The sequence below is a fragment of the Cupriavidus sp. 30B13 genome (assembly GCF_049059565.2).
Classification (GTDB): domain Bacteria; phylum Pseudomonadota; class Gammaproteobacteria; order Burkholderiales; family Burkholderiaceae; genus Cupriavidus.
Genome location: NZ_CP188224.1, coordinates 2,152,925 through 2,173,455, shown reverse-complemented (window position 1 = coordinate 2,173,455; position 20,531 = coordinate 2,152,925). Strand labels below are relative to the sequence as shown.

The 20,531-nt window shown below is 68.7% G+C and carries 21 protein-coding genes; 13 read left to right on the top strand and 8 right to left on the bottom strand.

What is annotated here, in order from left to right; translation table 11 throughout:
• Nucleotides 1-10: 10 nt before the first annotated feature.
• Nucleotides 11-607 carry a TetR/AcrR family transcriptional regulator gene (locus ACKI2N_RS28740; protein WP_420996842.1) on the bottom strand — a complete coding sequence of 199 codons (597 nt, stop codon included), beginning with the start codon at nt 605-607 and terminating at the stop codon, nt 11-13.
• A 148-nt stretch (nt 608-755) separates the two neighbouring features.
• On the opposite strand from ACKI2N_RS28740, the gene ACKI2N_RS28735 reads away from it, so the two are divergent.
• The 9 genes from ACKI2N_RS28735 to catC all read left to right on the top strand — a co-directional run bounded on the left by ACKI2N_RS28735 (nt 756) and on the right by catC (nt 8,232).
• Complete coding sequence (locus ACKI2N_RS28735) at nt 756-1,523, top strand: SDR family NAD(P)-dependent oxidoreductase (RefSeq protein ID WP_420996844.1); 768 nt, start codon at nt 756-758, stop codon at nt 1,521-1,523.
• Between the two features lie 119 nt (nt 1,524-1,642).
• The gene (locus ACKI2N_RS28730) at nt 1,643-2,188 is read left to right on the top strand and encodes an ankyrin repeat domain-containing protein (RefSeq protein WP_420996846.1); all 546 of its coding nucleotides are present in this window, start codon (nt 1,643-1,645) and stop codon (nt 2,186-2,188) included.
• 356 nt (nt 2,189-2,544) lie between these two features.
• Nucleotides 2,545-3,435, top strand: a complete 891-nt coding sequence (locus ACKI2N_RS28725; RefSeq protein ID WP_420996848.1) for an MBL fold metallo-hydrolase — start codon at nt 2,545-2,547, stop codon at nt 3,433-3,435.
• 137 nt (nt 3,436-3,572) lie between these two features.
• Entirely contained in the window at nt 3,573-4,484 is a 912-nt protein-coding gene (locus ACKI2N_RS28720) for a LysR family transcriptional regulator (protein WP_420996849.1), read from the top strand.
• A 252-nt stretch (nt 4,485-4,736) separates the two neighbouring features.
• Nucleotides 4,737-5,414 carry a 3-oxoacid CoA-transferase subunit A gene (locus ACKI2N_RS28715; protein WP_420996851.1) on the top strand — a complete coding sequence of 226 codons (678 nt, stop codon included), beginning with the start codon at nt 4,737-4,739 and terminating at the stop codon, nt 5,412-5,414.
• Between the two features lie 25 nt (nt 5,415-5,439).
• Nucleotides 5,440-6,102, top strand: coding sequence for a 3-oxoacid CoA-transferase subunit B (locus ACKI2N_RS28710; RefSeq protein WP_420996852.1), 663 nt, complete (start codon nt 5,440-5,442; stop codon nt 6,100-6,102).
• Nucleotides 6,103-6,160: 58 nt separating this feature from the next.
• Nucleotides 6,161-7,447, top strand: a complete 1,287-nt coding sequence (locus ACKI2N_RS28705) for an MFS transporter (protein ID WP_420996854.1) — start codon at nt 6,161-6,163, stop codon at nt 7,445-7,447.
• Nucleotides 7,448-7,501: 54 nt separating this feature from the next.
• Nucleotides 7,502-7,843 (top strand): 4-methylmuconolactone methylisomerase, encoded by a 342-nt coding sequence (locus ACKI2N_RS28700; protein ID WP_420996856.1) that lies wholly within the window; start codon nt 7,502-7,504, stop codon nt 7,841-7,843.
• 113 nt (nt 7,844-7,956) lie between these two features.
• A complete protein-coding gene (catC, locus tag ACKI2N_RS28695) occupies nt 7,957-8,232 on the top strand; it encodes a muconolactone Delta-isomerase (RefSeq protein WP_420996858.1) in 276 nt (91 codons plus the stop codon).
• A 41-nt stretch (nt 8,233-8,273) separates the two neighbouring features.
• Here the strand turns inward: catC and ACKI2N_RS28690 are convergent, their stop codons facing one another.
• The 4 genes from ACKI2N_RS28690 to ACKI2N_RS28675 all read right to left on the bottom strand — a co-directional run bounded on the left by ACKI2N_RS28690 (nt 8,274) and on the right by ACKI2N_RS28675 (nt 12,421).
• Nucleotides 8,274-8,429 (bottom strand): DUF2474 domain-containing protein, encoded by a 156-nt coding sequence (locus tag ACKI2N_RS28690; protein WP_420996860.1) that lies wholly within the window; start codon nt 8,427-8,429, stop codon nt 8,274-8,276.
• On the bottom strand, nt 8,429-9,436 hold the full coding sequence (gene cydB, locus ACKI2N_RS28685) for a cytochrome d ubiquinol oxidase subunit II (protein ID WP_420996862.1): 1,008 nt from the start codon (nt 9,434-9,436) through the stop codon (nt 8,429-8,431). The genes ACKI2N_RS28690 and cydB overlap by 1 nt, the downstream gene beginning before the upstream one ends.
• A gap of 2 nt (nt 9,437-9,438) precedes the next feature.
• A complete protein-coding gene (locus tag ACKI2N_RS28680; RefSeq protein ID WP_420996864.1) occupies nt 9,439-10,881 on the bottom strand; it encodes a cytochrome ubiquinol oxidase subunit I in 1,443 nt (480 codons plus the stop codon).
• A 409-nt stretch (nt 10,882-11,290) separates the two neighbouring features.
• On the bottom strand, nt 11,291-12,421 hold the full coding sequence (locus ACKI2N_RS28675; RefSeq protein WP_420996866.1) for a DSD1 family PLP-dependent enzyme: 1,131 nt from the start codon (nt 12,419-12,421) through the stop codon (nt 11,291-11,293).
• Between the two features lie 352 nt (nt 12,422-12,773).
• On the opposite strand from ACKI2N_RS28675, the gene ACKI2N_RS28670 reads away from it, so the two are divergent.
• Nucleotides 12,774-13,529, top strand: a complete 756-nt coding sequence (locus ACKI2N_RS28670; RefSeq protein WP_420996867.1) for a sulfite exporter TauE/SafE family protein — start codon at nt 12,774-12,776, stop codon at nt 13,527-13,529.
• 11 nt (nt 13,530-13,540) lie between these two features.
• Here the strand turns inward: ACKI2N_RS28670 and ACKI2N_RS28665 are convergent, their stop codons facing one another.
• Nucleotides 13,541-14,416: a YihY/virulence factor BrkB family protein gene (locus ACKI2N_RS28665; RefSeq protein WP_420996910.1), complete on the bottom strand. Its 876-nt coding sequence runs from the start codon at nt 14,414-14,416 to the stop codon at nt 13,541-13,543.
• Between the two features lie 155 nt (nt 14,417-14,571).
• On the opposite strand from ACKI2N_RS28665, the gene ACKI2N_RS28660 reads away from it, so the two are divergent.
• Nucleotides 14,572-15,807, top strand: coding sequence for an AI-2E family transporter (locus ACKI2N_RS28660; protein WP_420996868.1), 1,236 nt, complete (start codon nt 14,572-14,574; stop codon nt 15,805-15,807).
• 49 nt (nt 15,808-15,856) lie between these two features.
• Here the strand turns inward: ACKI2N_RS28660 and ACKI2N_RS28655 are convergent, their stop codons facing one another.
• A complete protein-coding gene (locus ACKI2N_RS28655; protein WP_420996869.1) occupies nt 15,857-16,237 on the bottom strand; it encodes a hypothetical protein in 381 nt (126 codons plus the stop codon).
• Between the two features lie 243 nt (nt 16,238-16,480).
• Here ACKI2N_RS28655 and ACKI2N_RS28650 point away from each other — a divergent pair, with 243 nt between their 5' ends.
• Entirely contained in the window at nt 16,481-17,299 is an 819-nt protein-coding gene (locus ACKI2N_RS28650; protein ID WP_420996871.1) for a MetQ/NlpA family ABC transporter substrate-binding protein, read from the top strand.
• 24 nt (nt 17,300-17,323) lie between these two features.
• Here the strand turns inward: ACKI2N_RS28650 and ACKI2N_RS28645 are convergent, their stop codons facing one another.
• The gene (locus tag ACKI2N_RS28645) at nt 17,324-17,917 is read right to left on the bottom strand and encodes a 2-hydroxychromene-2-carboxylate isomerase (protein WP_420996872.1); all 594 of its coding nucleotides are present in this window, start codon (nt 17,915-17,917) and stop codon (nt 17,324-17,326) included.
• 317 nt (nt 17,918-18,234) lie between these two features.
• Between ACKI2N_RS28645 and ACKI2N_RS28640 the strand changes: the two genes are divergently transcribed.
• The gene (locus tag ACKI2N_RS28640) at nt 18,235-20,457 is read left to right on the top strand and encodes a metallophosphoesterase (RefSeq protein WP_420996874.1); all 2,223 of its coding nucleotides are present in this window, start codon (nt 18,235-18,237) and stop codon (nt 20,455-20,457) included.
• The last annotated feature ends 74 nt before the right edge of the window (nt 20,458-20,531 follow it).

The following is a 20,531-nucleotide window of genomic DNA, read 5'->3' as shown; positions in this document are numbered from 1 at the left end:
TATATGGGGGTCAGGGCGCGAGCGGGCCCAGCAGCATCTCGCGCGCGGCGGCAAGGATGTCGTCGGACAGGGCGTCGCCGGCGGTGGCCCGCGCCAGCGTCATCGCGCCCAGCAGCATGGACAGCTCGGCCAGCGCCAGCTTGCGGCGCTGGGCCGGATCGGGGTGCTCGACGGTCTTCATCCAGTCCTCGACCATGACCTTGAGGCCGTCCAGGTAGGCCTGGCGCACCGGCTTGCCGGCCGGCTCGCGCGCCACGTCGCTGGCCAGCGCCACCGCCGAGCAGCCTTCGCCGGGCGCGGCGCAGTGCTCCTGCGTCAGGTAGGGCTCGACCAGATTGGCGCGCATGGCGTGCTTGTCGTCGCCGGCGCGGCCCAGGCGGCGCGCCCAGCGCTGCGCCGACTCGTCGAAGCCGCGCTTGCACGCCAGCGCCACCAGTTCGTCCTTGGACGAGAAGTGCCCATAGAAGCCGCCATGCGTCAGGCCCGCTCCGGCCATCAGCTCGGCCACGCTGACGCCGTTCAGTCCGCGCTCGCGGAACAGCTTCGTGGATGCTGCTTCGATCGCTTCGCGGTGCTTCTCGACCTGTTCTCGTGAGGCGCGCGCCATGTCTGTTTTCCTCCGGGGATTCCCGCCAAAACTCTGCTTGACCGGATTTTATATGACGGCCATAATTTATTCAATAGATGTCGGTCATCATTTAAGAGATCGCGGCCCGTCCCGGGCCGCGCGCCTTTCGTCCCCAAGGAGTCCCCTCATGCAAAACCTGTTCGATCTCACCGGCCGCGTCGCCGTCGTCACCGGCTCCACCAAGGGCATGGGCCTGGAAATGGCCCGCGCGCTGGGCGCCTCGGGCGCCGCCGTGGTGGTGTCCGGGCGCGACCGCGCCGGCGCCGAAGCGGCAGCCGCCACGCTCGCCGCCGAAGGCATCGCGGCCAGGGGCATCGCCTGCGACATCGGCGACGTGGACAGCGTGCGTGCCTTCGCCGAGCAGGCACTGGCCGCCTACGGCCGCGTCGATGCGCTGGTGCTGAACGCCGCGGCGGGCGCCGCGCCCGGTTCGCTGCTGGCGCAGGGGCCGGACCTGTTCGACCAGGCCATGGGCGGCAACGTGCGCGGCAACCTGATGCTGGTCAACGCGCTGGCGCCGCAGATGGTCGCGCGCGGCGACGGCGCCATCCTGTTCATGTCGAGCATCGCCGCCAAGCGTGGCTCGGCCTTCCTCGGCATGTACAGCATCACCAAGGCGGCGACCGACCAGGCCGTGCGCAGCCTGGCGCTGGAACTGGGCCCGAAGGGCATCAACGTGAACGCCATCAACCCGGGGCCGGTGCGCACCGAGTTCTCGCGCGAGGCGCTGTGGGGCAACCCGGAACAGGAAGCGCGGCTGGCCGCCGCCATTCCCATGCGGCGCATCGGCGAGGCCAGCGACGTGGCCGGGCTGGCGGTGCTGCTGGCCTCGCCGGCCGGGCGCTTCATCAGCGGGCAGAGCATCGGCGTGGACGGCGCGCTGTCGGTCGCCTGAGCGCGGTGGCGCGTGGCCCGCGCTTCCCATCCGGCCGCCGATGCGGCAAAGTAGCCGAATTCGAATGTCCGGACGGCGCGCCGATGCGCCGGCCGGAGCGGACGCACAGGAACCACGCCATGACGCAATCCTCTCCACAGCCCGCCCCCCGGCCCGATCCCGATCCCGACCACGAGCGCATGCAGGCCGCGCTGGCCGAGGTCTTCGCGCTCGCGCGCGCCGGCGACGCGGCCACGCTGGCCGGCCTGCTCGAGCGCGGCCTGTCGCCGGACCTGCGGAACGAAAAGGGCGACAGCCTGCTGATGCTGGCCTGCTACCACGGCCACGCCGAGGCCGCGCGCGTGCTGCTGGCGCGCGGCGCGGCGCCCGACCTGCGCAACGACAACGGCCAGACCCCGCTCGCGGGCGCGGCGTTCAAGGGTTATGCGGACATCGCCGCGCTGCTGCTGGACCACGGCGCCGACGTCGAGGGCGCCTCGCCCGACGGCCGCACGGCGCTGATGGTGGCGGCGATGTTCGACCGCGCCGAGATCGTCGATTTACTGCTGGCGCGCGGCGCCAATCCCGCCGCGCGCGATGCCGGCGGCGCCACCGCCGCGGCCGCCGCGGCCATGATGGGCGCGCGCAGCGCCGCTGCGCTGCTGGCGGGCAAGGACGGGCAGTAGCCCCGCGGCGCGGCGTCGGCAGCGCCGTGCCGGACGCGGCAACGCATGGGCATTTTCCCGCCCGCGAGAAGCTACGTTCGCCGCCGTCACGTCCTCCTCACCGGCTGACGCCCGCCAGGCCGCCCCGCCGGGCCGGTCGACCGGCGGCGCTGTCGTCGGCCTCGACCTCGCCGCCGGCGCCGAGGCACCGCCCGTAGGGCTGGTCCGCGCTAAAGCTGCCGAAAAGCCCGCTTTCGAAAAGCAAAATTGGCCGCCCGTGGTTTCTTCGCGATACTGCGAGGCTGTTGCCACGAGAGCGGCATGAGGCCGGCCAGGATGCCGCCGGCCCGTCACAAGGCGCGCAAGGAGACATGAAAATGATGCAATCCCGCCAGGTCGGCGACCTGAAGGTTACCCGTATCCTCGAATATGCGGGCCCCACGCACGATCCGGCTTTCCTGTTTCCGGACGCCGACCGCGCGGTGCTCGACGCGAACGCGGACCTGATGGCGCCGCACCACTGGATCCCGCACATGAACAAGCTGATCGTGACGATCCAGTTCTGGGTGGTGCACGCCGGCAGCAACATCATCGTCATCGACACGGGCGTCGGGAATTTCAAGCCGCGCGCCGGCATCGCGCGGATGAACATGCTCAATTCGCTCGTAAGGGAGTGGATGATCGCCGCGGGCGCGCCACCGGAGAAGGTGACCCACGTCGTGCTGACCCACCTGCATGCCGACCACGTTGGCTGGAACACCACCTGGCAGGACAATCGCTGGACGCCCACCTTTCCCAATGCGCGCTACTACATTCCGCGGGAGGATTTTGTCTTCTGCAGCGAGGGGCGCAACAAGGAGGCCGGCGTGGTCGACGTATTCGGCGATTCGTTCTTCGACAGCGTCATGCCCGTGGTCGACGAAGGGCTGGCGGAGATGACCGACCTGTCGCGCGAGATCGCGGATTGCCTGCTGGTCGAGCCGGCTCCCGGCCACAGCCCCGGCCAGGTCGTGTTCCGGGTGCGGTCCCGGGGAGAGGAAGCGGTATTCTGCGGCGACATCCTGCATAGCCCGCTGCAGATCGTGCGCCCCGACCTGAACTCCGGCTACTGCATCTGGCCCGACACGGCTCGCCGCACGCGTCTCGACTTTCTCCACCGCGCCGCGGACCGCGAGGCACTGATTCTGCCGGTGCATTTCGGCGAACCATATTGCGGCTACGTTCGTCGCGAAGGGCAGGGATTCCGCTTCGAGCCCGCCACGTGGTAGCGGGCGGGCGGATGGCAGTCCCGGCGGCGGGGTGCGCGCGCGCTTGAACCGGCGGGCATGCCTGCGCAGCCGCGGCGGCGCCGGCATGCCGGGCGCTATCATTCGCGGAGCCCCGATCCCGCCGCGAGACTCCGATCATGTCCGTACCCTTTGATATCACCGATTTCCGCCTGTTCGTGAACGTGGCGGAAACCCGCAGCCTGACTCGTGGCGCGGAGCGCTCGTTTCTGTCGGTGCCGGCCGTCAGCAACCGGATCAAGAACCTCGAGGATACGCTGGGTATCCGCTTGCTCGAACGCTCGCCGCAGGGCGTGACCGTGACCGAGGCCGGGGAAATCTATCTTCTGCACGCCCGCAGTGTCCTGCTGGAACTCGAACGGCTGACCGGCGAGCTCCAGCGCTTCGCCACGGGACTGACCGGACAACTGAAACTGGTCGCGAACACGACCGCGATCACGGAATATCTGCCGCCGGTGATCGGCGACTACCTTGCCGCCAACCCCGACGTGCATATCGATGTGCGCGAGCGGCTGAGCGACGACATCGTTCGCATCGTCCGCGAAGGTGGCGCGGACCTGGGCATCATTTCCGGCAACATCCCGACCGCCGGCTTGCAGGCGGTGCCTTTCGTATCGAGCGGCCTGATCCTGATTGCGCCGCTGGGCCACCCGCTGCTCGCGGCGGCGGAAATCTCGTTCGAGGAAGCGATGGCGCATGCCTTCGTCGCATTGCTCGAGGGAAATGCCATCCAGGTGTTCCTGACGCGGGCGGCCGGCGCGTTGCACAAGCCCATGACAATACGCGTGCATGTCGCCAGCTACGACGCCATCCTGCGGATGGTGGCGGCGGGAGCGGGCATCGCCATCGTGCCCAAGGCCGCATTCGCGCGACTCAAGGGGGACCAGCCCATCGGGGCCTGCAACCTGCGCGACGACTGGGCAGTCCGGACCTTCCAGGTCTGCGCCAGGGACTTCGACGGCTTGTCCAGTTTCGCGCGCGAGTTCGCGAACCGGCTGATCGATCGCTATGCCCCTGCCAACGCTGCGTAGCGACCGGTCCGCATCCGCGTCCGCGGCCTGACGAAGCCGGCCGGCAGATGCCGGACATGGGCCCGCGCGCGGCGGGTCGCGCGACCAATCCGTCCACGTGGTGCCGCCGGCGGATGCGTTCGACAGGAGCGTTAGCCGTGGCTTAACGGCGCTTGCGAATCGCGAAATTGCCCGATGCGGACTGCGGTGGCAATCTGGTCTCGTGGGCTGGCCCGGGCAATCCGGCCGGCAAGAAAATCAACTACACGAGACATGATCAACAAGCTATGCGAAACGGCACGCGATGCCGTGGCCGACGTGCGCGATGGCGCGACCATCGCCGTTGGCGGATTCGGGGGCGCGGGCATGCCCGACGAGCTGATCGACGCGCTGGTCGACCAAGGGGCAAGGGACCTCACCGTCGTCAGCAACAATGCCGGCAACGGGGATACCGGCCTGGCCGCGCTGCTCAAGGCGGGAAGGGTACGCAAGCTGATGTGCTCCTTTCCCCGTCAACGCGACGCCTATGTATTCGAGGGGCTCTATCGCTGCGGCCGTATCGAGCTGGAGGTCATTCCACAGGGCAGCCTCGCGGAGCGCCTGCGTGCCGCGGGATGCGGCATCGGCGCTTTCTATACCCCTACGGGATTCGGCACCTTGCTCGCCGAGGGGAAGGAGGCGCGCCGCATCGGCGGCCGAGACTACGTGCTCGAGTATCCGATCCATGTCGATTTCGCCCTGATCAACGCCGCGGCGTCCGACCGCTGGGGCAACCTCGTCTACAACAAGACGGCGCGCAACTTCGCTCCGGTCATGGCAATGGCGGCGGCCCGGACCATCGCGGCGGTTGCCCGCGTATGCGAGCTGGGCGAACTCGATCCCGAAGCGATCGTCACTCCCGGCATCTTCGTGAGCCGGGTGGTGTTGCGCGATGGCGGGCGGACATTCTGAACCGGACGGCTGGACAAAAGAGAAGATGGATCAAATCGCAAGGAATCTGCTGGCGCGGCGCGTGGCGCGCGACATTCCCGAAGGCGCCTACGTGAACCTCGGGATCGGCCTGCCGACACTGGTGGCCAATCATCTGCCCAAGGACAGGGAAGTCATTCTTCACAGCGAGAACGGCGTCCTGGGCCAATGGGCCGCGGCCGAGCCAGGCCAGGAGGACTGGGACCTCATCAATGCCGGCAAAGAGGCCATCAGGCTGTCGCGGGGCGCGGCGTTTTTTCACCACGCGGATTCCTTCGGGATGATGCGTGGCGGCCATCTGGATATCTGCGTGCTCGGCGCGTTCCAGGTTTCGGCGCGAGGCGATCTCGCCAATTGGCATACCGGCGCGAAGGACGCGATCCCGGCAGTGGGTGGTGCGATGGACCTGGCGATCGGCGCCAAGCGCGTGTTCGTGATGATGGACCACCTCACCAGGGAAGGTAACAGCAAGCTCCTGCGGAGCTGCACCTACCCACTGACCGGGCTCGCGTGCGTGAGCCGCGTGTACACAGACCTGGGCACCTTCGACATCGGCGACGGCAAGGTGCGAGTGACGGAGATCGCGACGGACATGTCGCCTGTCGAGTTGCAGGCGGTAACCGGCGTGGACCTGGATTTTTCCCCACTGACGATCGAAGCGGGTGCCTGACCCCTGCGCACGGCAGGAGCGCAGGAACAAGAAGATAAAGAACGCAAGGAGACAAAAAATGCTGGCTTGGTACAAAAACGGAACGCCGCAACAGAAGAATACCTTCTGGGCGTGTTATTCGGGCTGGATGCTGGATTCGTTCGACATGCAGTTGTTCAGCTTCCTGCTGCCGGCCCTGACCGCGGTCTGGGGACTGGCCAAGGGCGAGGTAGGACTGCTGGGCACGATCGCGCTGATCGTCACGGCGGTTGGCGGCTGGGTTGCCGGCATTCTCAGCGACCGCTATGGCCGTGTGCGGATCCTGATCTTCTCGATCATATGGTTTACGTCCTTCGGCGTGCTGGCCGGCTTTGCCCGGTCGTTCGAGCAACTGCTGGTGGCCCGCACGCTGCAGGGACTGGGCTTCGGCGGCGAATGGGCGGTAGGGGCGGCGCTGATGGCGGAAGTGATCGGAGCCCGGGACCGCGGCAAGGCGCTGGGCTTCGTGCAGTCGAGCTTCGCGCTGGGTTGGGCGCTGGCGGTACTTGTCGCGACGGCGTTGCTGGCCTGGCTGCCGGCGGAGCTGGCGTGGCGCGTGGCACTCTGGAGCGGCGTGATTCCCGCCACCGTGGTGCTGTTCATCCGCCGCAACGTCAAGGACTCCACCGTCTTCGAGCGCTCGCTGCGGAGCAACGCGCCGCGCGCTTCCCTGGCCTCCATATTCGACCGCCGATACGCCGGTACGCTGATATTGTCGAGCATGCTGGTGATCGGCCTGCAGGCGGGGTGCTACGCCATTCTTGTCTGGCTTCCCTCGTTGCTGAGCGAACGGCACGTCGCGGCCGGCTCGTTGATCGCCACCGTGCTGGTCATGTCGCTGGGATCGTTCGGCGGTTTCGTGTCGTCGGCCTACCTCGCGGACAAGGTGGGACGACGCCCGACGCTCATCGGGATGTCCGTCTGTGCGTGGGCGGTCACGGTGAGCTATATGTTCATGCCGCTCAGTCCGGTGCTGGCCGCGGTCATGGGATTTCTGGTCGGATTCTCCGCGATCGGCATGTTTGCGGCCTTGGGGCCGTTCCTGAGCGAATTGTTCCCGACTCATGTGCGCACTACCTGCATGGGATTCGCGTACAACGTCGGCAAGTCGGTAGGCGCGGGGTCCGTCGTCGGTGTCGGCTTCCTGTCCGCACATATCGGCCTGGCAAACTCGATGGGAGCATTCTGCCTGGTGGCCTATGCCATTGCCGTGTTCGGCATCCTGCTATTGCCCGAGACGCGCGGCGTCGCGATCGAGGCCGTGGACGCCGTGGCGCAAGGCGGCGGCGAGCCTGGCCTGGCCGATCCTCTGCGCGTCCATGGCTGAGCGCACGCCGTTCCTGTTCCATCCATTCCAACCCAAAGCCTCCGAGGAGGAGACATGATTCGAATGCTGTATCTGCTGGTCAAGCCGGAGGGCATGCCGGACGAAAAGTTCAGGGCCGAATGCATGCGTCATGACGAAATGTCGCGCGACGTGCCGGGCCTGTTCAGATATGAGGTGAGGCTCGTGAGCGAGCAGCCGACCGATACGCACGTGCCATTCCTGGACATCGGGCATGTGGACGCGATTGGCGAGTGCTGGTTCGAGAGCGAAGCCGACTACGCCACCTATCTGGCTTCGGACATCAGGAAGGCCTGGTTCGAACATGGCAAGACCTTCATCGGCCGGCTCAAGCCCTTTCGGACGCAAGCGCTGCCGGCGAACGCCAAGGGCGGCTGAGGCCGCCGGGCGACAGGGGCCGGAGCAGGGCGCCGCCGTGGCCGGCCGCGTCCCTCACGGCCTCCAGCTCACAGCCAGCTCACAGCCGCCGGATATCTGACCAGGAGAAAAATATGCTCTATTGCGTGGAAATGACCGTAAACCTGCCGGCATCCCTCGATCCCAAGCGGGCCGAAGAGATCAAGGCGGCCGAAAAGGCAAGAGCCATCGAGATTCAGCAATCGGGAAAATGGCCGCACCTGTGGCGGGTGGCGGGGCGCTATTCGAACATCAGCATCTTCGACGTGCAGAGCAATGACGAACTGCACTCGCTGCTATCGTCGCTGCCGCTGTTCCCTTTCATGGAGATCCAGGTGACGCCGCTGGCGCGCCATCCCTCGGCGATCTGACCGGCCGCGGCGCGGCACCATGCCGATGGCGGCCGCGCTCGTCACGCATGCATCCCCGCGAGCCGCATCACGCCCCTGATCAGCAGCGCGGCCACGCCGAGCCCCGCCACGCTGGCGATCCAGATCGCCAGCAGCCAGCCCACCCGCGCCAGCCAGCCGCGCGGCGCCGTGCCGTTCTCGCGCCGGTTCGCCGCCATCAGTGGTATCCCTCGCCGTGCTTCACCTTGCCGCGGAACACGTAGTACGCCCACACCGTGTACATCAGGATGAACGGGATGATGAACAGGGCGCCGACCAGCGTGAAGCCCTGGCTCTGCGGCGGCGCGGCCGCGTCCCAGATCGAGATGTTGGGCGGCACGATGTTCGGCCACACGCTGATGGCCAGCCCGCTGTAGCCGAGGAAGACCAGCGCCAGCGTGTAGAGGAACGGCGCGAGGCGCGCGTCGGCGCGCAGCGAGCGCACCAGCCGGTACATGCACAGCAGCACCAGCAGCGGCACCGGCGCGAACCAGAACAGGTCGGGCAGGCTGAACCAGCGCGCGGCGATGCGCGGCTGCGCCAGCGGGGTCCAGATGCTGATCACGGCGATCACGCCGAGCAGGATCCAGGCCAGCCTGCCGGTGAGCTGGAGCATGCGCCGGTGCAGCTCGCCCTCGGTCTTGACGATCAGCCAGGTGCTGCCCAGCACGGTGTACGCCACCGCCACGCCGACGCCGCAGAACACCGGGAACGGCTGCAGCCAGTCCAGCGGGCCGCCGGCGAAGGCACGGCCGCTGACGCGGATGCCGTCGATGTACGCGCCCAGCGACACGCCCTGGAAGAAGGCCGCGGCCAGCGAGCCGCAGATGAAGGCCTTGTCCCACACGTGGCGCTCGCGGTCGTTGGCCTTGAAGCGGAACTCGAACGCCACGCCGCGGAAGATCAGCCCCAGCAGCATCAGGACCAGCGGCAGGTAGAGCGCGCTGAGCACCACCGAGTAGGCCAGCGGGAAGGCGGCCAGCAGGCCGGCGCCGCCCAGCACCAGCCAGGTCTCGTTGCCGTCCCACACCGGCGCCACGGTGTTCATCATCACGTCGCGGTCCTGGCGGTCCGGCACGAAGGCATAGAGCATGCCGATGCCGAGGTCGAAGCCGTCCATCACCACGTACATCATCACCCCGAAGAAGATGATGACGGCCCAGATCAAAGAGAGGTCGACACCCATGTTCAGCTCCCGGAAGTGTTGGCGGCGGGCACGTCGCCGCGGTCGTCGACGGCGGACAGCGGGCGCGCCGGCGTATGGGCAGGATGGGCCGGATGGCCATCGTCTTCGGCTTCGTCGTCGCCTTCATGCATGACCGGGCCCTTGCGCACCAGCCGCATCATGTAGGCGATGCCCACGCCGAACACGAACAGGTAGGCCACCACGAACAGCGCCAGCGTCAGCGCCAGTTCCGGCGCGCCGTGCGGCGAGACCGCGTCGGCGGTGCGCATCACGCCGTACACCACCCACGGCTGGCGCCCGATCTCGGTGGTGAACCAGCCGGCCAGCAGCGCCACCAGCCCGGCCGGGCCCATCCACAGCGCCACGCGCAGGAAGGCGCGCGCGCGGTAGAGCGCCTCGCCGCGGCGCAGCAGCAGGCTCCACAGGCCGAGCAGGATCATCAGCACGCCCAGCCCCACCATCACGCGGAAGCTCCAGAACAGGATGGTGGCGTTGGGCCGGTCCTGCGGCGGGAATTCCTTCAGGCCGGGGATCTGGCCGTCCAGGCTGTGGGTCAGGATCAGGCTGCCCAGGCGCGGTATCTCCAGCGCGAAGCGGGTTTCCTCGCGCGCCATGTCGGGCCAGCCGAACACGATCAGCGGCAGCGGCTCGTTGCCGCGGTTTTCCCAGTGGCCTTCCAGCGCGGCGATCTTGGCGGGCTGGTGGGCGAGCGTGTTGATGCCGTGCATGTCGCCGATCACGGCCTGCACGGGCGCGACCACCAGCAGCATCCACATCGCCATCGACAGCATCTTGCGGATGGCCGGGTTGTCGCGCCCGCGCAGCAGGTGCCAGGCGGCGGAGGCGCCGACGAACAGCGCCGTGGCCAGGAAGGCGGCCACGCTCATGTGCGCGAGCCGGTACGGGAACGACGGGTTGAAGATCACGCGCAGCCAGTCCACCGGCACCACGCGCCCGTCGATGATCTCGTAGCCCTGCGGCGTCTGCATCCAGCTGTTGGAGGCCAGGATCCAGGTGGCGGAGATCAGCGTGCCGAGCGCGACCATCAGGGTGGCGAAGAAGTGCAGGCCGGGGCCGACCTTCTTCCAGCCGAACAGCATCACGCCGAGAAAGCCCGCTTCCAGGAAGAATGCGGTCAGCACCTCGTAGGTCAGCAGCGGGCCGGTCACGCTGCCGGCGAAGTCCGAGAAGAAGCTCCAGTTGGTGCCGAACTGGTAGGCCATCACCAGCCCGGACACCACGCCCATGCCGAAGTTGACCGCGAAGATCTTGGACCAGAAGTGGTACAGGTCGCGGTAGACCGGGTTCTGCGTGCGCAGCCAGCAGCCTTCCAGCACGGCGAGGTAGCTGGCCATGCCGATGGTGATGGCGGGGAAGATGATGTGGAACGAGATGGTGAACCCGAACTGGATCCGGGCGAGGTCGAGCGCACTCAGGCCAAACATGGCGTGGTCTCCGTGGGGCGGTGGTTGTCCGGGGTGGCTTGTCCAAGACACCCGCCGGCGCGTATGGATAGGGTAGACCACGGCGCGAGCGCATTAAAGGACGCTTGCGGGAAAGGGCGGCGCCGGCGCGGCGCGGCTGCCGGGGCAGGCCGCTCGCGGCCGGAGGTGGCGCCTGCCCGCGCGGGCAGGCCTGATGCGGGGATGTCCATGTGCGTAAGCCGGAAATTGGGCTCGCGCCCGGAGCGCGGACTGCGCCCGGCGCATGCCATGGACCTCATGCTACCGGCGGCCCGGTGTGGATAACAGAAGCAAATGCGGGAAAAAAGACCGTATCAGTTTGCTGCGGTGCGGTGCAACGCCGCACCGCCCGGGAGAGCCAGGCATTTCACCGCCTCCCCGCATCGGCACATCAGCGGCTCAGCCCGCGCGCCGCCACCGGCCACACGCTGGCCACGGTGCCGCCGCGCACGCCGACGATGTCGTCGTACAGGTTGAGCGTGGGATCGCAATGGCCCGGCACCAGCAGCACCTGGCTGCCCAGCGCGGGCAGCAGCGGCATGGCGCGCGCGCCCGGCGCCGGCAGCGCCTCGACGATGCCGTGCTCGTCGTTGGCGGCCACGTAGGCCAGCGCCAGGTCGTGGCCGTCCGCGCCCCATACCAGCGGCAGGCCGGAATCCACCGCCATCGACTTCAGCCCCGCGTCCAGCACCACGCGCGGCGTGGCGGGCGCCGGCGCCGTCGCGGCGGCCACGCTCATGACCGTGCTGGCGATGAACAGGCTGTGCTCGAAGCGCAGCGGGCCGCAGTACTCGTTGCGGCCGTAGTCGCCGTCCATGAAGACATAGGAGCCGGGCTGGATCTCGGTATAGACGCCGCTGGCGAGGTCGAACTCCACGCTGCCGCTGCCGCCGCCGGTGACCGTGGCGCAGGCCACGCCGGCCTCCGCCAGCGCGGCGACCACGGCCGCGGTGCGTGCCGCCGCCTCGGCCGCCGCCCGCTTGCGCGCGGCGTATTCGCGCACGTGCTGGATGCCGCCCTGGTAGGCCTGCAGGCCGCGGAACGACAGCCCGGCATGCGCGCGGATGGCTTCCACCAGCCGCAGCGCGGCGGCGGCGCCGGCCACGCCGCAGCGGCCCTGGCCCACGTCAATCTCGACGAACACGCCGACGGTGCTGCCGGCCTGCGCGGCGGCCGCGGCCAGCGCCTCGACCTGGCGCGCGTCGTCCACGCACACGCTCATGCGCGCATGGAGAGCGAGCCGCGCCAGCAGCGCGGCCTTGGCCGGCCCGGCGATCTCGTTGCTGATGTGGATGTCCCTGACGCCGGCCTGCACGAACGGCAGCGCTTCGCTGACCTTCTGGCAGCAGATGCCCGCCGCGCCACGCGCGATCTGCGCCAGCGCGATGGCCGGGCATTTGTGCGCCTTGGCATGCGGGCGCAACCGCACGCCGGCCTGGTCGGCGGCCTGCTGCATGCGCGCGAGGTTGCGCTCGAACGCGTCCAGCTCGAGCACCAGCGCGGGGGTGTCGATGGCGGCCATGGGCTGGCCGGGCTCGGCGGCCGGCGGCAATGGCAGGTCCGGGAAGGCTTGCGGGACGGATGGAGCGGATGTGGCGGATGGGGCGGGCGTGGCGTGTGTCATGGGGCGGGCTGTCCTTGGGCTGGATGGCAAGGCGGGGTCTGACCGTGCCTGCGATGATGTGGCGCGGAGACGGGCGCTGTCAAATCGGCCGGCGGCGCCCCCTGCCATGCGCCCGGCCGGCCCGGCGGCGGATGACAAGCGCTCCGATTCGGCGCATAGTTTGCGGCTTTCGCACGATGCGCATCGCGCACTTGTCGCCAGCGGCATCCCTGCGGCATCCCGGCGGCATCCCGGCGGCATCCTCTACCGAATGGACTTTCCTCTCCTGATCGTGGCGCTCGGCGCCGTGGTGGCCGGCTTCGTGCAGGGCCTGTCCGGTTTTGCCTTCGGCATGGTGGCCATGTCGTTCTGGGTGTGGACGGTGGAACCGCGCCTGGCGGCGGCGATGGCGGTGTTCGGCTCGCTCACCGGGCAGGTGGTGGCGGCGCTCACGGTGCGGCGCGGCTTCTCGCCGCGGCAACTGCTGCCGTTCGTGGCCGGCGGCGTGGCTGGCATTCCCATCGGCGTGGCCCTGCTGCCCATGCTCGATGCCAACCTGTTCAAGGCCTGCCTGGGCGCGTTCCTGGTGGTGTGGTGCCCGCTCATGCTGCTGTCCGCGCAACTGCCGCGCGTGCGCATCGGCGGGCGCCTGGCCGACGGCCTGGCCGGCACCGCCGGCGGCATCATGGGCGGCATCGGCGGCTTCTCCGGCGTGATCCCGACCTTGTGGTGCACGCTGCGCGGGCTGCCCAAGGACGAGCAGCGCGCCATCATCCAGAACTTCAACCTGGCCACGCTGGCGGTGACGATGGCCACCTACGTCGGCACCGGCATCGTCACGCGCGACATGGTGCCGATGTTCCTGGTGGTGGGCCCGGCCATGCTGGTGCCGAGCATCCTCGGCGCGCGGCTGTACATCGGCATCAGCGAGATCGCCTTCCGCCGCATCGTGCTGAGCCTGCTGACGGCCTCGGGCGTGGTGCTGCTGTGCGCCTCGCTGCCCCGGCTGCTGGCCGCCGCGCACTGAGCGCGGCGCCTTCAGGTGTGGAAGGCGCCGGCGTCGCCGCGCTCGAACTCGGCGATCACCTGCGCGCCCAGCAACAGCAGCGTGGCGGCGATCTCCAGGCTGAGCAGCACCACGATGGCCGTGGTCAGCGAGCCATACACCACGCTGACCTGCGACAGCGTGGCGAAGTACCACACCAGCACATGGCGCGAGATTTCCCACAGCACCGCCGCGGTCACCGCGCCGAACAGCGCGTGCCGCCACGACAGGCGCCCCACCGGCATCACCAGGTAGATCGAGGTCAGCAGCAGGATTTCCCCGCCCAGCCCGAGCAGGTAGAGCAGGGTGCCGGAGAGCCGGTCCAGCGACCAGTCGTGCCCCAGCACCTCGACGTGCCGCTCGCCGAACGCCTGCAGGCCGCCCGCCACCACCGTCACCAGCAGCAGGCCGAAGCTGAGCACCACGATATAGCAGTAGGGCAGCACCGCCGACACCAGGAAGTGGCGCCGGCGGATCGCCACGCGGTGCTCGAAGATCACCGACATGGCGTTTTCCAGCACCGTGAAGGCCAGCGAGCTGAAGAAGATCATGCTGGCCAGCAGCACCCAGCCGATCACGCCCCGGTTGTCCAGGAAATGCGCCAGTTCGCCGACCAGCGCGCGCGACTGCCCGGGCACCAGCCATTCCAGGTAGCGCGACAGGGTGCCCAGCAGGGCCCGCCGCTCGATCACGTGGGACAGCGCGATCACCATCAGGATCAGCAGCGGCACGATTGACAGCAGCGCGTAGTAGGCCACCGCGCCCGCCAGCAGCAGTCCCTGGTTGGCGCGGAACTGCCGCAGCGTGCGCAGCGCGAAGCCGGCCGGATGCTTCAGCACCAGGCGGGTGCGCGCGTCGAGGAAGGGCATGGCGGCGGGGCGGTCATCATGGTCTTCATCCAATGTGGTGTACCGCGCGCGCGCCGGCAAGACGCGCTTGTCCTACATGCGCTGCCGGCATCGGCCGACAGCCGGCGCGGCGCGCGCGGCTATGCTGGTAGGGAGCCATCGCCGGATCCCCCGCCATGCCGTTTCTCATGCCCTTGCGCAGCCATTTTCGCCCCCGGCACCGGCAGGCGGCGGGAGCGGACGCGGACGCCGCGCCGGGCGAGGGGGAGGGCGTGGAGGGGGGAGTCGAAGGGGCGCCGCCCGCCGCGGTGCCTGGCGCGGCCCCGGTCGTCCTTGCGGCGCCGCGCCCGCGCGGCGAGGCGGCCCTCGTCGTCCTGGCCGTGCTGGCCTCGCTCTATGCGCTCCACCTCGCCCGCGCCTTCGTGATCCCGGTGGTGCTCGCCATCGTGATCGCCTACATGCTCGATCCGCTCGTCACCTTCCTGTGCCGGCGCCGCGTGCCGCGCGTGATCGGCGCCTCGCTGGCGCTGCTCGCGCTGCTGGCGGGCGCGGCCTGGTGCGCCTACCTGCTGCAGGACCAGGCGGCGGGGCTGGTCGACCGCCTGCCCGAAGTGGCCGCCAAGCTGTCGCGCTCGCTCGGCGCGCTGGCCAGCGGCGACGATTCGATGCTGCAGAAGATCCGCCGCGCGGCCACCGTGCTGGCGGACACCGGGCAGCCGCCGCCGGCGCGCGTGCCCCAGGTCGTCGTGGAGCGCCCGGGCGACCCCGTGACCAACCTGCTGCTGGCGGGCTCGCTGGGCGTCTTCGCGGTGATCGCGCAGGCCGCCGTGGTCCTGTTCCTGACGTTCTTCATGCTGGTTTCGGGCGACATGTTCAAGCGCAAGTTCATCAAGATGGCCGGCACCACGCTGTCGCAGAAGAAGATCAGCGTGCACATGCTCGACGAGATCAACCGCCAGATCCAGGGCTACATGGTGATGCTGCTGGTCACCAACGCCGGGCTCGGGCTGCTGACCTGGCTCCTGCTGAAATGGCTGCGCCTGGACAATGCCGCCGCCTGGGCGCTGACCGCGGCGGCGCTGCACCTGGTGCCGTATTTCGGCGCGGCGCTGATCGCCGCGTGCATCGGGCTGGCCGCCTTCATGCAGTCCGGCGGCGACGTCGGACTGGCGGCGCTGGCCGCGGGCGGCTCGCTGCTGATCGCCACGCTGATCGGCTCGGTGGTCACCACCTGGATGACCGGGCGCATGGCGCGGATGAACGCGGTGGCGGTGTTCGTGATGCTGCTGCTGTTTACCTGGCTATGGGGCGCGTGGGGCGTGCTGCTGGCCATTCCGATCGCGGTGATCGCCAAGGTGGTGGCCGATCACGTGGAGGGGCTGGAAGTGCTGGCGGAATTCCTCGGCGAGTGAGCGCGCGCGGACGCGAAGGCGGTTCCGGCGCCGCCCCGGCCTGCCTGCCTCAGCCTGCCGCGACGAACGCCGTCACCAGCGCCATCGCCTGCGGCGCCGGCGATGCGCAGGCCCGCAATGCCAGCGGATGCCGTCCTTCCAGCACCAGTTCGGCCGCTTCCTCGCCGAAGCGCAGCGTGCCTTGCTCGAACACGCGCCGCTGCGGCAGCGGCGCGCCCGGCTCCTCGTCCATCGACACGAAGCGCAGCGGCCGCACCTGCGGCGGCAGGCGCGTGCCGTCCAGCCACAGCCATTGATAGAGGCGCGCGCGCGGCGTGCCGGCGGGCAGGCCGAGCCGCTTGATTTCGAGCACGGTGCCGGCGTCGGCGCCGAACGCGTACAGGATGCGGAAGGCGGGCGTAAGGGGTGCGGAAGGTGAGTCCTGGGTCATGGGCCGGGCCTGGCGTCGCGGGGAGCGCAATTCTACCGGCTTCGCCGCGCGGCATGCGGCGTCGTGCGGCGTGATGCGGCGTGATGCGGCGTCATACGGCGCATATCGATAGGCGAACACCTTCATTCCGCGCCGCGAAGCGCGGCGCTAACATCGCTGCCACGCGAGCCGGCGTCACGAGCGCCGGCCGCGCCCCTCACCACAGCGGCCGCCCCGGCCGCGACCAACCTCAGTGGAGACTGCATGCAGCGCCGTACCTTGTTCAAATCCATCGCCCTGGCCGCCGCCATCGCCGTGCTGCCGGGCTTCGCCGCGCAGGCCGCGCACGCCGCCGACCAGGTGGTGCGCCTCGGCACCATGAGCGGCCCCGACGCGCAGATCTGGGAAGTCGTGCGCACCGTGGCCAAGCGCAGCGGCCTGGATGTGAAGATCGTCGAGTTCAACGACTACGCCCAGCCCAACGCCGCGCTCGACGCCGGCGACCTCGATGCCAACGGCTTCCAGCACCAGCCTTTCCTCGACAGCCAGATCGAGGCGCGCCACTACAAGATCGCCAACGTGGGCCTGACCTACGTGGCGCCGATGGGCTTCTACTCGAAGAAGTTAAAGTCGCTCAAGGACCTGCCCGAAGGCGCCAAGGTCGGCATCCAGAACGATCCCTCCAACGGCAACCGCGCGCTGCTGCTGTTGCAGAAGGAAGGCCTGATCACGCTGCGCGACGGCGCCGGCAAGAACGGCAAGAACGCCACCCCGCTCGACATCGCCGCCAACCCGCGCAAGCTGAAGATCGTCGAGCTCGATTCCGCCATCCTGCCGCGCTCGCTGGACGACCTCGCCGCCGCCTCGATCAACACCGACTACGCCGTCAAGGCCGGCCTGAATCCCACGCGCGACGCCATCGCCGTCGAAGACCTGCGCGGCCCGTACGCCAACCTGATCGCGGTGCGCACGCAGGACAAGGACAAGCCGTGGGTCAAGCCGCTGGTGTCGGCCTACCAGTCGCAGGAGGTGCGCGACTTCCTGGCCAGGCAGTTCAAGGGTTCGATCCTGCCGGCTTTCTGAGCGCGCCCGCGCCGGCGCCGGGCCTTACCCGCCCAGCGCTTCTTCCACGAACAGCAGGCGGTCGTTGCCCCAGAACAGTTCGTCGCCGACGATAAAGCTCGGCGCGCCGAACACGCCGCGGGCCACCGCCGCCTCGGTGGCCTGCCTGAGGGCGTCCTTGACCGCGGGCTCCTCGATCATCTTCAGCGCCGCGCGCGGGTCGAATCCGGCCGCCGCCAGCACGGCGCCGATCTCGGCCGGATCGTTCAGGTTGCGCTGCTGCTCCCACATGGCCGCGAACATGGTTTCCACATAGCGGTGGAAGGCCGCCTCGTCGCGCAGCTGGAAGCCCTTCGCCGCGCGCATCAGCGCCAGCGTGTTGACCGGGAAATGCGGGTTCTGCCGCAGGCTCGCGCCGTAGCGCCGCGACCAGCGCTCGGTGTCGGCCGTCGACCAGCGCGCCTTGGCCGGAATCTCGGCCGGGCTGTGGTTGCCGGTCGCCTTGAAGATCCCGCCCAGCAGGACCGGCTGCCAGTCGATGCGCGCGCCGGTGCGCTGCGCCACGCGCGGCAGCTCCTTGTAGGCCAGGTAGGAGTAGGGGCTGCCGAAATCGAAATAGAAGGTGACCTGCTTGCTCATCCGTTGTCTCCGCATGCCGCGCGGTGCGCGTTGTTTTTGCGGCAGCGCGTAAGGCCCGCGCGCCGTGCCGTATCCGGCAGGCAGACGTTAGGGCACGCCTGCGCCGGGCGTCAAGGCAGGCCGCGCGCGCCACCGCGGTTTTCCGGCCGGAGCCGCATGACATTTGCAAACATCTATAAGTATTTTAAGTGACATTAAAGTCATACATTTAGCCATATCCCTGTCACTTGCGGTGCCTACCATCGGCGGCTTTCCAAGGTCTTGCGCGTCACTTGCGCGGACCGTTTCCGACGAAAGCCCACCTTGCGAGCCGCCGCATGACAACCACAGCCCCGCCTGTCTTCCGCTTCCCCCGTCGCCTGCCCGCGTTGCTGGCGGTCTCGCTGTTCGCCCTGCTCGCCGCCTGCGGCAGCGACAGCGACAACGGCCCGGCCGCCTTGCCGCCGGCCGCCACCACGCCGCCGCCCGCGGCCCCGGTCGCGCCCGCTTCCACGCTGGTCGCCTTCATGCCGGACATCCACTTCCACGATGTCTATGCCACGTTCCAGGACGGCTCGTTCCAGGGCATCCCGAACCAGAAGTCCGGCCGCAACGCCACCATCCGCCTGATGCAGGCGCAGATGACTTCCACCCGCCTGTTCAACGAGAACTACTTCGCCTTCATCGCCGCGCTGGACGATGCGGTGGCGCGCGGCGTCAAGCTGATCGCGCTGCCGGGCGACTTTTCCGACGACGGCCAGCCCGTGCACATGCGCGGCCTGAAGAAAGTGCTGGACGAGTACGCCGAGAAGTACGGCATCGAGTTCTTCGCCGCCCCGGGCAACCACGATCCGAACAAGCCGTTCGCCCGCGCCGGCGGCAAGAGCGACTACCTCGGCGTCGACCCCAACAACGGCGAAGTCGGCTTCCCGCAGCCCATCTTCAGCCGCGGCGGCAACGGCGACTGCTCCAATGCCTACGCCGGCAACTGGTCGAAGCAAGGCTTCTCCTATTGCACCGAGGAAGTACAGGAACTCGGCTACGCCGGCGTGACCGCGGCGCTCGAGCAGCACGGCTTCATGCCCAAGGCCAAGTTCCGCTACTTCGAGACGCCGTACAGCACGTACGACACCAAGACCTATTCCTTCCAGGCCGCCAAGGACCAGGCCGCCTGGGCCAACCGCCAGTACGAGATCTGCAAGGAAGGCACCGGCGGCCCGTACAAGAAGACCGGCTACACGCTGTGCAAGACGGTGCCGGACACCACCTACCTGGTCGAGCCGGTGGACGGCGTGTGGCTGGTCGGCATCGACGCCAACGTCTACATCCCCACCGGCGCCGGCAACACGGCCGCCGATTTCAATGGCTCGGGCGACGCCGGCTACAACGCCATGCTGACGCACAAGCAGCACGTGATCGCCTGGCTCAAGGACGTGGTGGCGCGCGGCAAGGCGGCCGGCAAGCAGGTGGTGGCGTTCAGCCATTTCCCGATGAGCGAGTTCTTCAACGGCGCCTCCGACGACATCATCGCGCTGCTCGGCGCGGGCAAGATGCAGATGGTGCGCCGTCCCGCCGAGGACGTGACCAAGGCGCTGGCCGAGACCGGCCTGCAGGTGCACGTGGGCGGCCACATGCACTTCAACGACACCGCCATCCGCAACTACGACGGCGGCCGCGCGCTGTTCAACATCCAGGCGCCGTCGATGGCGGCCTACGTGCCGGCCTACAAGCTGATGGCGATCCAGGCCGACGACAAGCTCGAGGTGCAGACCGTGCGCATCGACAACGTGCCGCGCTTCGACGAGCTGTTCGAGCACTACCGCGATGAGCACAAGTACTTCACCAACTACGGCTTCATGATCCCGGGCGGCGGCGAACTGTGGAACGCCTCCATCCTCGACGCCAAGAACTACGCCGATTTCAGCTCGCGCTACATGGCCGAACTGGTGCGCCTGCGCCTGCTCAAGGACGACTGGCGCTGCGAAATGCGCGAGCTGGTCAAGAGCCCGCTGTTCGGCTCCGACTTGCTGGTGCTGTCGCAACTGCAGACCAATGTCACGCTCAAGGAACTGGCCAACACCGGCACCCACGGCCTGCTCTCCAACGCCTTCTTCGCTTGTTTGGCCGACGGCGGCGGCCCCAACGCGGCCAATCCGGCCTACGCCACCGACTACGCCGCGGCCGAGGCCCGCGCCCGCGCGCTGGCCCAGGCCAACGGCATGCGCCTGGAAGACTTCAACGACTGGAAGGCGATCGACCTGGCCGGCGACTTCGTGCGCCTGGCCAATGCCGGCGACCTCGCGTTCTCGGACATCCCCGAAGCCCGGGCCCGCCAGTACAAGCTGCTGGCCCAGGCCCTGCAGGGCACCTCGGCCACGCTCGCCATGACCGGCGACCAGGTCAAGGACAGCAACACCGCGGGGGCGCTGTTCCAGGCCCGCTTCAAGCCGCTGATGGCCATCCTGCTCAAGCTCGCCAAGGGCGCGCCGACCAAGCACTTCGTCATCGACCTGAAGGCCAACAAGCTCACCGACCTCAGCACCGAGCCGTCGCTGTTCTGAGGCCGCGAGCCGATGTCCCGAGGTGATGTCCTGAACTGATGTTTTGAGTGGCGCGCAGGACCGGCCCGCCCGCG

What these genes read in the sequence shown, in the direction of transcription:
- ACKI2N_RS28740 (WP_420996842.1), bottom strand. Translation starts at nt 607, where the DNA reads ATGGCGCGCGCCTCACGAGAACAGGTCGAGAAGCACCGCGAAGCGATC.
- ACKI2N_RS28735 (WP_420996844.1), top strand. Translation starts at nt 756, where the DNA reads ATGCAAAACCTGTTCGATCTCACCGGCCGCGTCGCCGTCGTCACCGGC.
- ACKI2N_RS28730 (WP_420996846.1), top strand. Translation starts at nt 1,643, where the DNA reads ATGACGCAATCCTCTCCACAGCCCGCCCCCCGGCCCGATCCCGATCCC.
- ACKI2N_RS28725 (WP_420996848.1), top strand. Translation starts at nt 2,545, where the DNA reads ATGATGCAATCCCGCCAGGTCGGCGACCTGAAGGTTACCCGTATCCTC.
- ACKI2N_RS28720 (WP_420996849.1), top strand. Translation starts at nt 3,573, where the DNA reads ATGTCCGTACCCTTTGATATCACCGATTTCCGCCTGTTCGTGAACGTG.
- ACKI2N_RS28715 (WP_420996851.1), top strand. Translation starts at nt 4,737, where the DNA reads ATGATCAACAAGCTATGCGAAACGGCACGCGATGCCGTGGCCGACGTG.
- ACKI2N_RS28710 (WP_420996852.1), top strand. Translation starts at nt 5,440, where the DNA reads ATGGATCAAATCGCAAGGAATCTGCTGGCGCGGCGCGTGGCGCGCGAC.
- ACKI2N_RS28705 (WP_420996854.1), top strand. Translation starts at nt 6,161, where the DNA reads ATGCTGGCTTGGTACAAAAACGGAACGCCGCAACAGAAGAATACCTTC.
- ACKI2N_RS28700 (WP_420996856.1), top strand. Translation starts at nt 7,502, where the DNA reads ATGATTCGAATGCTGTATCTGCTGGTCAAGCCGGAGGGCATGCCGGAC.
- catC (WP_420996858.1), top strand. Translation starts at nt 7,957, where the DNA reads ATGCTCTATTGCGTGGAAATGACCGTAAACCTGCCGGCATCCCTCGAT.
- ACKI2N_RS28690 (WP_420996860.1), bottom strand. Translation starts at nt 8,429, where the DNA reads ATGGCGGCGAACCGGCGCGAGAACGGCACGGCGCCGCGCGGCTGGCTG.
- cydB (WP_420996862.1), bottom strand. Translation starts at nt 9,436, where the DNA reads ATGGGTGTCGACCTCTCTTTGATCTGGGCCGTCATCATCTTCTTCGGG.
- ACKI2N_RS28680 (WP_420996864.1), bottom strand. Translation starts at nt 10,881, where the DNA reads ATGTTTGGCCTGAGTGCGCTCGACCTCGCCCGGATCCAGTTCGGGTTC.
- ACKI2N_RS28675 (WP_420996866.1), bottom strand. Translation starts at nt 12,421, where the DNA reads ATGGCCGCCATCGACACCCCCGCGCTGGTGCTCGAGCTGGACGCGTTC.
- ACKI2N_RS28670 (WP_420996867.1), top strand. Translation starts at nt 12,774, where the DNA reads ATGGACTTTCCTCTCCTGATCGTGGCGCTCGGCGCCGTGGTGGCCGGC.
- ACKI2N_RS28665 (WP_420996910.1), bottom strand. Translation starts at nt 14,416, where the DNA reads ATGCCCTTCCTCGACGCGCGCACCCGCCTGGTGCTGAAGCATCCGGCC.
- ACKI2N_RS28660 (WP_420996868.1), top strand. Translation starts at nt 14,572, where the DNA reads ATGCCGTTTCTCATGCCCTTGCGCAGCCATTTTCGCCCCCGGCACCGG.
- ACKI2N_RS28655 (WP_420996869.1), bottom strand. Translation starts at nt 16,237, where the DNA reads ATGACCCAGGACTCACCTTCCGCACCCCTTACGCCCGCCTTCCGCATC.
- ACKI2N_RS28650 (WP_420996871.1), top strand. Translation starts at nt 16,481, where the DNA reads ATGCAGCGCCGTACCTTGTTCAAATCCATCGCCCTGGCCGCCGCCATC.
- ACKI2N_RS28645 (WP_420996872.1), bottom strand. Translation starts at nt 17,917, where the DNA reads ATGAGCAAGCAGGTCACCTTCTATTTCGATTTCGGCAGCCCCTACTCC.
- ACKI2N_RS28640 (WP_420996874.1), top strand. Translation starts at nt 18,235, where the DNA reads ATGACAACCACAGCCCCGCCTGTCTTCCGCTTCCCCCGTCGCCTGCCC.